Origin of the sequence: Curvibacter microcysteis (assembly GCF_028649455.1) — a bacterium.
Lineage (GTDB): Bacteria > Pseudomonadota > Gammaproteobacteria > Burkholderiales > Burkholderiaceae_C > Curvibacter > Curvibacter microcysteis.
This window is the reverse complement of the sequence record NZ_JAQSIO010000012.1, coordinates 49,564-62,364: the sequence shown is the minus strand read 5'-3', so window position 1 is coordinate 62,364 and position 12,801 is coordinate 49,564. Positions and strand designations below refer to the sequence as shown.

Annotated in this window: 12 protein-coding genes; 11 read left to right on the top strand and 1 reads right to left on the bottom strand. The window is 68.3% G+C overall.

The window, feature by feature from the left end; all coding sequences use genetic code 11:
* Nucleotides 1-323: 323 nt before the first annotated feature.
* Nucleotides 324-752 carry a DoxX family protein gene (locus PSQ39_RS20415; RefSeq protein ID WP_273929316.1) on the top strand — a complete coding sequence of 143 codons (429 nt, stop codon included), beginning with the start codon at nucleotides 324-326 and terminating at the stop codon, nucleotides 750-752.
* A gap of 13 nt (nucleotides 753-765) precedes the next feature.
* Here PSQ39_RS20415 and PSQ39_RS20410 read toward each other — a convergent pair whose 3' ends face one another.
* The gene (locus PSQ39_RS20410; RefSeq protein WP_409242062.1) at nucleotides 766-1,842 is read right to left on the bottom strand and encodes an AraC family transcriptional regulator; all 1,077 of its coding nucleotides are present in this window, start codon (nucleotides 1,840-1,842) and stop codon (nucleotides 766-768) included.
* 126 nt (nucleotides 1,843-1,968) lie between these two features.
* On the opposite strand from PSQ39_RS20410, the gene PSQ39_RS20405 reads away from it, so the two are divergent.
* From PSQ39_RS20405 to PSQ39_RS20360, 10 genes are all read left to right on the top strand, one after another.
* Entirely contained in the window at nucleotides 1,969-3,690 is a 1,722-nt protein-coding gene (locus PSQ39_RS20405; protein WP_273929315.1) for an AMP-binding protein, read from the top strand.
* Between the two features lie 25 nt (nucleotides 3,691-3,715).
* Nucleotides 3,716-5,320: a carboxyl transferase domain-containing protein gene (locus PSQ39_RS20400; RefSeq protein WP_273929313.1), complete on the top strand. Its 1,605-nt coding sequence runs from the start codon at nucleotides 3,716-3,718 to the stop codon at nucleotides 5,318-5,320.
* Nucleotides 5,321-5,359: 39 nt separating this feature from the next.
* Entirely contained in the window at nucleotides 5,360-6,151 is a 792-nt protein-coding gene (locus PSQ39_RS20395; protein ID WP_273929311.1) for an enoyl-CoA hydratase/isomerase family protein, read from the top strand.
* A 6-nt stretch (nucleotides 6,152-6,157) separates the two neighbouring features.
* Nucleotides 6,158-7,336, top strand: coding sequence for an alpha/beta hydrolase family protein (locus tag PSQ39_RS20390; protein WP_273929309.1), 1,179 nt, complete (start codon nucleotides 6,158-6,160; stop codon nucleotides 7,334-7,336).
* A 17-nt stretch (nucleotides 7,337-7,353) separates the two neighbouring features.
* Nucleotides 7,354-9,351: an acetyl/propionyl/methylcrotonyl-CoA carboxylase subunit alpha gene (locus tag PSQ39_RS20385; RefSeq protein ID WP_273929307.1), complete on the top strand. Its 1,998-nt coding sequence runs from the start codon at nucleotides 7,354-7,356 to the stop codon at nucleotides 9,349-9,351.
* Nucleotides 9,352-9,398: 47 nt separating this feature from the next.
* Nucleotides 9,399-10,328: a 2-hydroxyacid dehydrogenase gene (locus tag PSQ39_RS20380; protein ID WP_273929304.1), complete on the top strand. Its 930-nt coding sequence runs from the start codon at nucleotides 9,399-9,401 to the stop codon at nucleotides 10,326-10,328.
* Between the two features lie 36 nt (nucleotides 10,329-10,364).
* Entirely contained in the window at nucleotides 10,365-11,273 is a 909-nt protein-coding gene (locus PSQ39_RS20375; protein WP_273929302.1) for a hydroxymethylglutaryl-CoA lyase, read from the top strand.
* A 76-nt stretch (nucleotides 11,274-11,349) separates the two neighbouring features.
* The gene (locus PSQ39_RS20370) at nucleotides 11,350-11,868 is read left to right on the top strand and encodes a YbaK/EbsC family protein (protein WP_273929300.1); all 519 of its coding nucleotides are present in this window, start codon (nucleotides 11,350-11,352) and stop codon (nucleotides 11,866-11,868) included.
* Nucleotides 11,865-12,104, top strand: coding sequence for a DUF1289 domain-containing protein (locus PSQ39_RS20365; RefSeq protein ID WP_273929298.1), 240 nt, complete (start codon nucleotides 11,865-11,867; stop codon nucleotides 12,102-12,104). Before PSQ39_RS20370 ends, PSQ39_RS20365 begins: the two co-directional genes overlap by 4 nt.
* 26 nt (nucleotides 12,105-12,130) lie before the next feature.
* The gene (locus tag PSQ39_RS20360) at nucleotides 12,131-12,760 is read left to right on the top strand and encodes a 2-hydroxychromene-2-carboxylate isomerase (protein ID WP_273929297.1); all 630 of its coding nucleotides are present in this window, start codon (nucleotides 12,131-12,133) and stop codon (nucleotides 12,758-12,760) included.
* The last annotated feature ends 41 nt before the right edge of the window (nucleotides 12,761-12,801 follow it).

Genomic DNA, 12,801 nt, shown 5'->3' with positions numbered 1-12,801 from the left:
GTGACTGCCACGTCATTAAAGTGGATTTGTTTCTCAACGGGGGCCTAAAGCCTGGGGTCGGTCAGGGTTTTTGACGAACGTCAAGGATGTGCAGGTCTGCAGCGATGGGGGGCTGGGGCGGCTTGATGAGCTGGGTTTCAGCCTGAATTGGCTCTGAAACAAAGACAAATCATCATTTGAAGCAATATTTATCTTTTATTTCATCATCAATACAGTTCACCCATGCCGATTGAGTGGCGTCCCGTGAGGGACACCTCCGGCAAATGAAGGCTGGCGTCCAACGTCAGCCACCGATGACCCCCTAACTGTTGATGAGAAACACCATGTCCCACACCACTGCTGACCAACATCCCCTGCACAACGCGCTGAACCTCGCTGGCCGCGCGCTGCTGGCCGTGCTCTTTCTGCCGGCCGGCATTGGCAAGCTGACGGGATTTGCCGGCACCGTGGGCTACATCAGCTCAGCCGGTCTTCCCTTGCCTGCGGTGGGCGCTGTCCTGGCGCTGACGGTCGAGATCCTGGGCAGCCTGGCCTTGCTGGCCGGCTGGCACACCCGCTGGGCGGCCTTGGTGCTGGGCCTGTTCACCTTGGCCGCGAGCTTCTTCTTCCACCCGTTCTGGAGCGTGGCCCCTGAGCAGGTCTTTGTGACCCAGTTGCTGTTCTTCAAGAACATCGCCGTGGTGGGCGGCTTGCTGGTGCTGGCGGCCCAGGGCGCCGGGGGCTGGAGCCTGGACGCTCGCCGCCCACGTTGATGCGGCAGCGCGCTCAAGCCGGGTCAGGCTGGCGCCTGAACTCGGCGGGCGAGTGCCCCGTCCAGTCGCGGAAGGCGCGGATGAAGCTCTTCTCGTTGCGAAAGCCCGCCGCCTCGGCCACCTGTTTGATCGGCTTGTGGGTGCGCAGCAGCAGTTCGGTGGCGCGGTCGCGCCGCACCTCGTCCTTGAGGCTTTGCAGGCTGGCGCCTTCTTCCTTGAGCTGACGGTGCAGGGTGCGCGGCGAGATGTGCAACCAGTGCGCCAGGGCCTCGGCGCTTTGCGTGTCTTGCGGCTGGCTGACCAGCAGCTGGCGCACCCGCTGCACCAGCAGGCGGTCACGCCGGTACTGCAGCACGGTCAGCGGCAGGGCCCGCTGCAGCATCTGCTGCAGCGCCGCCTCGTCGCGGCGCAGCGGCATGTGCAGGTAGCGGGCATCGAAGTCAATGCGGGCCAGCGGCGCCTCAAAGCCCACCGGGCCTGGAAAAAGCAGGGGGTAGACGCTGGCGTGCGGCGGCGCTGCAAAAGGAAACTGCGCCTGCAGCAAGGGCAGGCGTGAGTCGATCAGCCAGCAGGCCAGGCCATGGATGTTGCGCAGCACCGAGACCAGGCAGAACTCGCGCAGCGGGCCCAGCGCACGGTGTTCTTGCAGGGTTATGCTGGCGCGGTTGCCCTGTTCGCTGGTCTGCAGCTGCACGTCGCTGGCGATCAGCCCATGGTGGCGGCACCAGCGCTTGAGCGCCACGCCCAAGGTGGGCGCGCTGATCGAGGCGCGGGCCAGCATGCCGTAGCTGCCCCAGGGCAGGCGGCGCTCGAACCAGCCCAGGGCCTCGTCGTCGAGTTCCTGCATCGCGGCGCCGGACAACAACTCCATTTGCAAGGCCGTGATGCGCTGCGTGCTGTCTCTCACGATCTCTGGCGCAATTTGTGCGGTTTTCAAGGCCTGTTCAGGGCTCAGGCCGCGCTGTTCGTAGGCCCGCACAATGGCCTGCACAAAAGCCATGGGGGTGGCGGCCTGGGGCGCGGCCAGGAGCGGGCTGGAAGGGGCTCGGGTGGCCGGGCGGGCAGGCCGGTCGGGGGCGTGAAGAGGCATGGGCAGAGTCTGCCAAGGCCTGGCGCAATATGCAACCTCGTTGGCCCCAGTGCCGGGCCGCTGTGGCCGTATGCTGGCGCCTGGCCGCGCGGGTGGTGCGACCTTTTTGCCCGAGGAGACAAGAACATGAGCCAAGCGACCACGTTGTCGCCCGGTCTGAGCCACGACCAGGGCGCGACCGACACGCCCTTGATCGAAGACACGCTGGGTGACTTTTTCGACGCGATGGTGGCGCGCCATCCCGAGCGCGAAGTCCTGGTCAGCCGCCACCAAGGCCTGCGCTTCACCTACCGCAGCCTGCAGCGCGAGGTCAACCGCCTGGCCAGCGCCTTGCTGGGCCTGGACCTGACGCGCGGGGACCGCATCGGCATCTGGTCGCACAACAACGCCGAATGGGTGCTGATGCAGCTGGCCACCGCCAAGGTCGGCCTGGTGCTGGTCAACGTCAACCCGGCCTACCGCACGTCCGAGCTGGAATACGCCCTCAACCTGGTCGGCTGCAAGGCCCTGGTCACGATGGCGCGCTTCAAGACCAGTGACTACCTGGCCATGTTGCGCGAGCTCGCCCCCGAGCTGGCCCACTGCCGCCCCGGCGCCTTGCAGGCGGCGCGCCTGCCCGCGCTGCGCACCGTGGTGTGGATCGACGAGGCCGAGCAGGGCGAGGACCAGGCCGGGATGATGCGCTTCTCCAGCCTGATGGCGCGTGGCGATGTGCACGACCCGCGCCTGCCTTCGTTCGCCGCCGTGCTCAAGGCCGACCAGCCGATCAACATCCAGTTCACCAGCGGCACCACGGGCCACCCCAAGGGCGCCACGCTGACGCACCGCAACATCCTGAACAACGGCTACTTCATTGGCGAGGCCATGAAGCTCACCCCAGCCGACCGCCTGTGCATTCCCGTGCCGCTGTACCACTGCTTTGGCATGGTGCTGGGCAACCTGGCCTGTCTCACGCACGGCGCCACCATCGTTTACCCGAACGATGGCTTCGAGCCCCTGAGCGTGCTGCAAACCGTGCAGGACGAGCGCTGCACCGGCCTGCACGGTGTGCCCACCATGTTCATCGCCGAGCTGGACCACCCGCGCTTTGCCGAGTTCGACCTGTCCAGCCTGCGCACCGGCATCATGGCCGGTTCGCCCTGCCCCACCGAGGTCATGAAGCGCGTGGTGCGCGACATGCACCTGAACGAAATCACCATCGCCTACGGCATGACCGAGACCAGCCCGGTCAGCTGCCAAAGCAGCACCGACACGCCGCTGGCGCAGCGCGTCTCCACCGTGGGCCGGGTGCAGCCGCACCTCGAAATCAAGGTCATCGACCCCGACAACGGCGCCCTGGTGCCGCGCGGTCAGTCGGGCGAGCTGTGCACGCGCGGCTACTCGGTGATGCATGGCTACTGGGGTGACGAGGCCAAGACCCGCGAGGCCATCGACGCCGAGGGCTGGATGCACACCGGCGACCTGGCCACGATGGACGCCGAGGGCTACGTCAACATCGTCGGCCGCATCAAGGACATGGTGATCCGAGGCGGCGAGAACATCTACCCGCGCGAGGTTGAAGAGTTCCTCTACCGCCACCCCCAGATCCAGGACGTGCAGGTGGTCGGCGTGCCCGATGCCCAGTATGGCGAACAGCTCTGCGCCTGGATCGTGCCCAAGCCCGGCCAGACCCTCGACGAGGCCGAGGTGCGCGCCTTCTGCAAAGGCCAGATCGCGCACTACAAAGTGCCGCACTACATCCGTTTTGTGACCGGTTTCCCGATGACGGTGACCGGCAAGATCCAGAAATTCAAAATCCGCGACACCATGAAAGACCAGCTCGGTCTGACCGAAGCCAAGACGGCTTGAGCGTCGCCCCCGGAGCCCCACCACCATGATCCTCGATAGCCAACTCAATCCCCGTTCGGCCGACTTCCAGGCCAATGTCAGCGCCATGCAGGCCCTGGTCGACGACCTGGGCGTGCAAGTCGCCAAGGCGGCCGCTGGCGGCGGCGAGGCCGCGCGCGCCAAGCACACGGCGCGCGGCAAGCTGCTGCCGCGCGAGCGCGTGCAAATGCTGCTCGACCCGGGCACGCCTTTCCTCGAACTGAGCCCGCTGGCCGCGCACGGCATGTACAACGGCGACGCGCCTTGCTCGGGCGTCATCACCGGCATCGGCCGCGTCAACGGCGTGGACTGCTTGATCGTCTGCAACGACGCCACGGTCAAGGGCGGCACCTACTACCCCATGACGGTGAAGAAGCACCTGCGTGCCCAGGAAGTGGCGGCGCAGAACCACCTCACCTGCATCTACCTCGTGGACTCTGGTGGTGCCAACCTGCCCAACCAGGACGAGGTTTTTCCGGACCGCGACCACTTCGGCCGCATCTTCTTCAACCAGGCCAACATGAGCGCCCAGGGCATCTCGCAGATCGCGGTGGTGATGGGCAGCTGCACGGCCGGTGGCGCCTATGTGCCAGCCATGAGCGACGAGACCATCATCGTCAAGAACCAGGGCACCATCTTCCTGGGCGGCCCGCCCCTGGTGAAGGCCGCCACCGGCGAAGTGGTCACGGCCGAAGACCTGGGCGGTGGCGATGTGCACACGCGCCTGTCCGGCGTGGCCGATCACCTGGCGCAAAACGACTTGCACGCTTTGGCGCTGGCGCGCCAGGCGGTGAAGAACCTCAACGCCCAGAAGGCCGACCCGCTGCAAGGCCCGCCCGCGCGGCCGCCGCGCTTCGAGGCGCGCGAGCTGTATGGCGTCATCCCCACCGACACGCGCAAGCCCTTTGATGTGCGCGAGATCATCGCCCGCATCGTCGACGACAGCGAGTTCGACGAGTTCAAGGCCCGCTTCGGCACCACCCTGGTGACCGGCTTTGCGCGCATCGAAGGCATGCCCGTGGGCATCATCGCCAACAACGGCATCTTGTTCTCCGAGTCGGCGCTGAAGGGCGCGCACTTCATCGAGCTGTGCTGCCAGCGCAAGATCCCGCTGGTGTTCCTGCAGAACATCACCGGCTTCATGGTCGGCCGCAAGTACGAGAACGAAGGCATCGCCCGCAACGGCGCCAAGATGGTCACGGCCGTGGCCACGGCCAGCGTGCCCAAGTTCACCATCATCATTGGTGGCAGCTTCGGCGCCGGCAACTACGGCATGTGTGGCCGGGCCTACAGCCCGCGTTTTTTGTGGATGTGGCCCAACGCGCGCATCAGCGTCATGGGCGGCGAGCAAGCCGCCAGCGTGCTGGCCACCGTCAAGCGTGATGGCATCGAGGCCAAGGGCGGCCAGTGGACGCCCGAGGAAGAAGAAGCCTTCAAGTCCCCGATCCGCCAGCAGTACGAGGTGCAGGGCCACCCCTACTACGCCACCGCCCGCCTGTGGGATGACGGCGTGATCGACCCCGCCGACACGCGCCGCGTGCTGGCGCTGGGCCTGTCGGCCTCGCGCAACGCCCCGATCGAAGACACCCGCTTCGGCGTCTTCCGCATGTGACGGCCGCGCCGCGCTGAACCCAACACCTGGCACCGACCCATGAGCACCCCTTCCCGCTCCCTTGTCGTGACCCCCGGCCCCGTGGCCCGCGTCACGCTGAACCGACCCGACGTGCGCAACGCCTTCAACGAAGAGGTGATCGCCGAACTCACCCAGGCATTTCTGCAACTCGGGGCCGACCCCGAGGTGCGCGCCATCATCCTGGCGGGCGAGGGCCCGGCGTTCTGCGCCGGCGCCGACCTGAACTGGATGCGCCGCATGGCCGACTACAGCCGCGAGCAGAACCTGGCTGACGCCGAGCAGCTGGCCGAGATGCTGCGCGTGCTCTACGCCTGCCCCAAGCCCACGGTGGCGCGGGTGCAGGGCGATGTCTACGCCGGTGGCGTCGGCCTGGTGGCGGCCTGCGACATTGCCATCAGCGTCGACACCGCGGGCTACTGCCTCAGCGAGGCGCGCCTGGGCCTGATCCCCGCCACCATCAGCCCGTATGTGATCCGCGCCATGGGCGCGCGCGCCGCGCACCGCTACTGTCTGACGGCCGAGCGCTTCAGCGCCGCCGAGGCCTTGCGCATCGGTTTTGTGCACGAGGTGGTCAGTGCCGAGCAACTCGACACCCGCGTCAACGAGGTGGTCACGCAGCTGGTCAACGCCGGGCCGCAGGCCGTGCGCCTGTGCAAGCAACTGGTGCAGGACGTGGCCGGGCGCGACATCGACGCCGCGCTGATCCGCAGCACCGTGGAAAGCATTGCCGATGTGCGCGTCAGCCCCGAAGGCCGTGAGGGCATCCAGTCCTTCCTGCAAAAGCGCAAGCCCCACTGGCTGCAGGGCTGATCGGTCATGGGCAACAGACTCTTGTTCGCTCGTTTCCTGGCGCTCGGCTGGCTGCTGGGCGCCGCGCTGGCCCAGGCCCAGACCGCGGCCAGCCCGAGCACCGAGCCGGCGTTGGCCGCCGACCTGCGCGAGTCGGTGCAGCATGTGCCGGTGCGCGTCAAAGACCTGTACGGGCGCGAAGAAAGCCGAGACATCCCCGTCACCGTGTTCCGCCCCCAGGGCGCGGGGCCGTTCCCGCTGGTGATCTTCAACCACGGCCGCGCGGTCAGCGCCAAGCGCGCCCAGCAAGGCCGCCAGCGCTACGAGCACATCGCGCGCTACCTGGTGCACAAAGGCTTTGTGGTGATGGTGCCGACCCGGGTCGGCTATGGTGAAACCTATGGCGACTTTGACCCGGAGAGCAGCGGCAACTGCAACGCCATGCGCGTCGAGCCCATGGCCCAAGCGGCCTCCGACCAGGTGCTGGCCACCTGGGCCTGGGCACGCAGCCAGCCGGGCGTGGACGCCTCGCGCTGGCTGGTCATGGGCCAGTCGGTGGGCGGCCTGACGGCGGTGGCCACGGTGGCCCGCCAGCCCGAGGGCTTGCTGGGCGGCATCAATTGGTCCGGTGGCACGGGCGGTGACCCCGACCAGCGCACCGGCAACCCCTGCGGCCCCCAGGTCATCCAGGCCTTGTGGCGGCGTCAGTCGGCGCCCGAGCGCGCGCCCATGCTGTGGCTGTACTGGGAGAACGACCGCTATTGGGGCGCGGAGCACCCGCGCCGCTGGTTCCAGGCCTGGCGCGAGGGCGGTGCGCCGGCCGAGTTCCAACAGTTGGGCGCTTCAGGCAGCGACGGCCACAGCGGCGCCACGGCGGACATGGATCACTGGGTGCCGCGCGTCGACGCTTTCCTGGCCCAGCTGGGTTTCAAACAGCCGGGCCTGCCCGCGCTGCCTCCCGCCCAACCCACGGGCGCCGTCACCGACCTGGAGCGGGTGCCCGTCAGTGACAGCACCCGCGCCAATTTCTATCAAAAGTTCCTCGCCAGCCCGCTGCCGCGCGCCTTTGCCATCAGCCCCAGCGGGGCGGTCGGCTGGGCCACGGGCGACTGGGCTGTTGGCCGTGCCCTGGGTTTTTGCCAGGCCCGCCGGGGCGAGGTCTGCAAGCTGTACGCCGTGGACAACACCCTTGTCTGGGCCCCCTGAGTTTTGGAGTCAACCCTATGTTCAAGAAGATCCTGATCGCCAACCGGGGCGAAATCGCCTGCCGCGTCGCAGCCACCGCCCGCCGCATGGGCATCCAGACCGTGGCGGTCTACTCCGACGCCGACGCCCAGGCCAAGCACGTCGCGGCCTGTGACGAGGCCGTGCATGTGGGCGGCAGCGCCCCCAAGGAGAGCTACCTGCAGTGGCAACGCATCATCGCCGCAGCCCAGGCCACGGGCGCTGAAGCGGTGCACCCGGGCTATGGCTTCCTGAGCGAGAACGAGGAATTTGCCGAGGCCTGCACCGCGGCTGGCCTGGTCTTCATCGGCCCGCCGGCCTCCGCCATCCAGGCCATGGGCCTGAAGGCCGAGTCCAAGCAACTGATGGAGAAAGCTGGCGTGCCCCTGGTGCCCGGCTACCACGGGCGCGACCAGGACCCGGCCCTGCTGCAGCGCGAGGCCGATCGCATCGGCTACCCGGTGCTGATCAAGGCCAGCGCCGGCGGCGGTGGCAAGGGCATGCGCGCGGTGGAGCAGGCGGCGGACTTTGCCGAGGCCCTGGCCTCCTGCCAGCGCGAGGCGCGCAACAGCTTTGGCGACGACGCGGTGCTGATCGAGAAGTACGTGCAACGCCCGCGCCACATCGAGATCCAGGTCTTTGGCGACCAGCACGGCCAGTACGTCTACCTGTTCGAGCGCGACTGCTCGGTGCAGCGCCGCCACCAGAAGGTGCTCGAAGAAGCCCCGGCGCCCGGCCTGAGCCCGGCCCTGCGCGAACAGATGGGCCAGGCCGCCGTGGCTGCGGCGCGCGCCGTGAACTACGTGGGCGCAGGCACGGTGGAGTTCATCGTTGAACAACGCGCCGACGGCAGCATGAACTTCTTCTTCATGGAGATGAACACCCGGCTGCAGGTGGAGCACCCGGTCACCGAAGCCATCACCGGCCTGGACCTGGTCGAGTGGCAGCTGCGGGTGGCCTCCGGCGAGCCGCTGCCGCTGCAGCAGTCCGAGCTGCGCCTGCAAGGCCATGCCATCGAAGCCCGCATCTGCGCCGAGAACCCCGACAACCAGTTCCTGCCCGCCACTGGCCGCCTGAATGTGTACCGCAAGCCTGCCTGCACCAGCTTTGAGCGCGGCGTGGTGCGCATTGACGATGGCGTGCGCGAGGGCGACGCCATCAGTCCCTATTACGACTCCATGGTGGCCAAGCTGATCGTGCACGGCGCCACCCGCGAAGAAGCCCTGGCCCGCCTGGACCGCGCCCTGGCCCAGACCCACATCGTGGGCCTGGCCACCAATGTGCAGTTCCTGCGCCATGTGCTGCACAGCGACTCCTTTGCCCAGGCCCGGCTGGACACCGCGCTGATCCCGCGTGAGCAGGCCGTGCTGTTCCACCAGGAGCGCCTGGGCCTGGCCGTGGCCAGTGCCGCCGTGGTGGCCCACACCCTGGCGCAAGAGCAGGCCCAGGCCGGCGCCGACCCCTTCAGCCGGCGTGATGGCTGGGCCTCGCATGGCGAGACCGTGCGCCGCTTTGGCCTGGTCTTTCAGGACCAGCCGCAAGAGGCACGCCTGCTCTACCGCCATGACGGCCGCCTGCAACTCAGCGTGGGCGAGCACACGGGCCCGCTGCAATGGCGCGCGCTGCCGCAAGGCCTGGAGATCGACTTCGCGGGTCAGCGCCTGGCCGTGCAAGTGGACCTGCTGGGCGATGTGGCCCATGTGTTCGCCGCCGCAGGGGCAACCCGCATCACCGTGGTCGACCTGCTGGCCCATGCGGGCGAGAGCCAGTCCGAAGGCGGGCGCCTGACCGCGCCCATGCCGGGCAAGGTGGTCTCGTTCGCGGTCAAGGCGGGCGACCAGGTCAGCAAGGGCCAGGCCCTCGCGGTGATGGAAGCCATGAAGATGGAGCACACCATCGCCGCGCCCACCGATGGGGTGGTGCAAGAGCTGCTGTACGCCCCCGGCGACCAGGTGAGCGACGGCGCCGAGCTGCTGCGCCTGGTGGCCGCAGCCTGAGCCGGCGTGACAGCGCCGCACCGGTCTTGATGGCAGACTCCAGCCCCATGCACATCACCCTCTGCCTCACCGACACCAAGCCCGAACCCTGGCTGGCGGGCCTGCAAGCCGCCTGGCCTGAAGCCACCCTCAGCGTCTGGCAGCCCGGCGCGCCGCCGGCCGATTACGCCGTGGTCTGGGCGCCGCCGCAACAGTTCCTCGACGAGCAGGCCGGCCTCCAGGCCTTGTTCAACATCGGCGCCGGCGTCGATGCCCTGCTGCAAAAACGCATCGCGCCCGGCACCCTGGTGGTGCGCCTGGACGACGCGGGCATGTCGGTGCAGATGGCCGAGTTCGTGACCCATGCCGTGATCCGCCACTTCCGCGAGCTGGACGGCTACCAGGCCGACGTGGCCCAGGGCCGCTGGTCCTACCGCAAGCCGCGCAGCCGTGCGGCCTGCCAGGTCGGCGTGCTGGGCCTGGGGGTGTTGGGTGAGCGCGTGGCGCGCGCCTTGCAGGTGTTCGAGTTCCCGGTGCGCGGCTTCAGCCGCAGCCCCAAGCAGATCGAGGGCGTGGCCTGTTATTCGGGCGCCATGGACGGCGCCGGCCTGCATGACTTTCTGGACGGCTTGCAGGTGCTGATCTGCCTGCTGCCCCTGACGCCCGAGACCGAAAACATCCTGAACCACCGGAACCTGTCGCGCCTGGCCCCGGGCGCCCATGTGATCAACGTGGCGCGCGGCGCCCACCTGGTCGAGGCCGACCTGCTGGCGCTGCTGGACAGTGGCCAGCTGTCGGGCGCCACGCTCGATGTGTTCCGCACCGAGCCGCTGCCTGCCGGCCACCCCTTCTGGCAGCACCCGAAGATCACCGTCACCCCCCACACCTCGGCGCGCACCCTGCGCGAGGAGAGCATCGCCCAGATCGTGGGCAAGATGCACGCCTTGCAGCGCGGCGAGCCCATCGCCGGGGTGGTGGACCCCACGCGCGGCTACTGAGTCACGCGCATTTTTGCCTTTGGAAGACCCCACCCCATGACACTCCCCAGCCGCGTCAAATTGGTTGATGTGGGCCCGCGCGACGGCCTGCAAAACGAAAAGCAAGCCTTGAGCGCCGAGCTCAAGATCGGCCTGGTGCACCGCCTGCAGGACGCGGGCCTCAAGCACATCGAGGTGACCAGTTTTGTCAGCCCCAAGTGGGTGCCCCAAATGGGCGACAACGCCGAGGTCATGGCCGGCCTGCAGCGCCGCGACGACGTGCGCTATGCGGTGCTGACGCCCAACCTCAAGGGCTATGAGGCGGCGGTGCTGTCGCGGCCCGACGAGGTGGTGGTGTTCGGCGCGGCCAGCGAGGCCTTCAGCCAGAAGAACATCAACTGCTCGATCGCCGAGAGCATCGAGCGCTTTGCGCCTGTGGTGTCCGCCGCGTTGGCCGCCGGCATCGCGGTGCGCGGTGCCATCTCCTGCACCGTGGGCTGCCCTTACGAGGGCGAGATCGCCCCCGAGCGCGTGACGATGGTGGCGCGGCTCATGAAGGACATCGGCGTGCAGCACATCGGCGTGGCCGACACCATTGGCGTGGGCACGCCGCGCAAGGTGCAGCGCGCCATGGAGGCGGCTTTGCAGGTCTATGCCCTGGACGACGTGTCCGGCCACTTCCATGACACCTATGGCCAGGCCCTGGCCAACACCCTGGCCACGCTGGAGATGGGCGTGTGGCAGTACGACACCTCGGTCGCCGGCCTGGGCGGCTGCCCTTACGCCAAGGGCGCCACCGGCAACGTGGCCACCGAGGACGTGGTCTACCTGCTGCACGGCATGGGCATCGAAACCGGCATCGACCTGGACCGCCTGATCGACGCGGGCGTCTACATCAGCCAGGCCCTGGGGCGCCAACCCAACTCGCGCGCCGCCACGGCGCTGCTCAACAAGCGCCTGGGTTGATCAAGCCCTGGCGCCCCGGTGGGTGGCCCGACACGGCACAATGCGCTCCGTGTTGAACCGAGAGAATGTCGCAATCATGTGTGGTGCCGAACTGAAACCTTTGCCCGATGGCGTGCAGCGCGTGGCCGCGCTGCTGCAAGACAAGGGCCATCCCCATGCGCCGCAGATGCTGGGCGAGTCCTGCCGCACCGCGCAGCAGGCCGCCGACACCCTGGGCGTGGCCGTGGGTCAGATCGCCAAGAGCATCATCTTCCGCCGCAAGGCCGACAACGTGGCCGTGCTGGTGATTGCCTCGGGCGACCGCCGCGTGGACGAGAAGAAAGTCGACGCCCTGGTCGGCAAGACCGGCCGCGCCGACGCGGACTTCGTGCGCGCCAGCACGGGCTTTGCCATTGGCGGTGTGTCGCCCGTGGGCCACCTGAACAAGCCCGTCACCCTGATCGACCGCGAGCTGTTCCGCTTTGAAGAAGTCTGGGCGGCGGCGGGCCACCCGCATGGCGTGTTCCGCCTGCGCCCGCAGGACCTGGCGGGCCTGACCGAGGGCGCCCCGGTGGCCGACGTGGTGCAGGACGTGGTGCAGGACGTGGTCGCATGAGCCGCTCACTCGCCCCCCTGGCCGAGAAGGCGCGCGCGGCGCTGGCCGCCGTCGACAACGTGCCCTCGCCCTGCATTTCGGTCTGTCGCATGACGCCCGACCGCAGCGTGTGCGAAGGCTGCTTCCGCACCCTGGACGAGCTGCGCGCCTGGAGCGGCGCCAGCGACGCCTACAAGCGCGGCGTCTGGCAGCAGGTGATGTTGCGCAGCGGCCTGGTCCAGCCCGACTCGGTCTGATTTTTCACCCCCACCCCCAGCCCGGCATGAAACACATCGACTTCTACCTCGACTTTGTCTCCCCCTATGCCTGGCTGGCGCTGGAGCAGCTGCCGCAGGCCTTGGACGGCCTGAGCTACCACCTGCACTTCAAGCCGGTCTTGCTGGGCGCCTTGCTCAAACAGCATGGCAACCCGGGGCCGGCGGGCATCGAGCCCAAGCGCGACTGGACCTACCGCCATGTCAGCTGGCTGGGGCACCGCAGTGGGGTGGGCCTGCAGATGCCGGCCCAGCACCCGTTTGCGCCTTTGCCCCTGTTGCGCCTGGCCTTGGCCACCAGCCACGACGGCTGCATCAACCGCCATGTGGCGCGCGAGGTCTTGCGCCATGTCTGGCAAGGCGGCCTGGACCCGCTGGACCCGGCCCGCCTGCAGACCCTGCGCGAAGGCCTGCGCCTGCAGCACGAGCCCGAGTCCGACCAGGTCAAGGCCTGGCTGCGCGCCAACACCGACGAGGCCCAGCAGCGCGGCGTGTTTGGCGTGCCCACCTGGGGGGTCGACGGCCAGGTGTTCTGGGGGCTGGACGCCTTGCCCATGCTGCGCGCCTACTTGCTGGGCGATCCGTGGTTTGACACCTGCACCGGCGCGGCCCAGGTGCGCAACGGCTTCAAAGCCTGAATCTGCGTCAAGGACAGGGCGTGGCCCCCGGGCCAGAATGG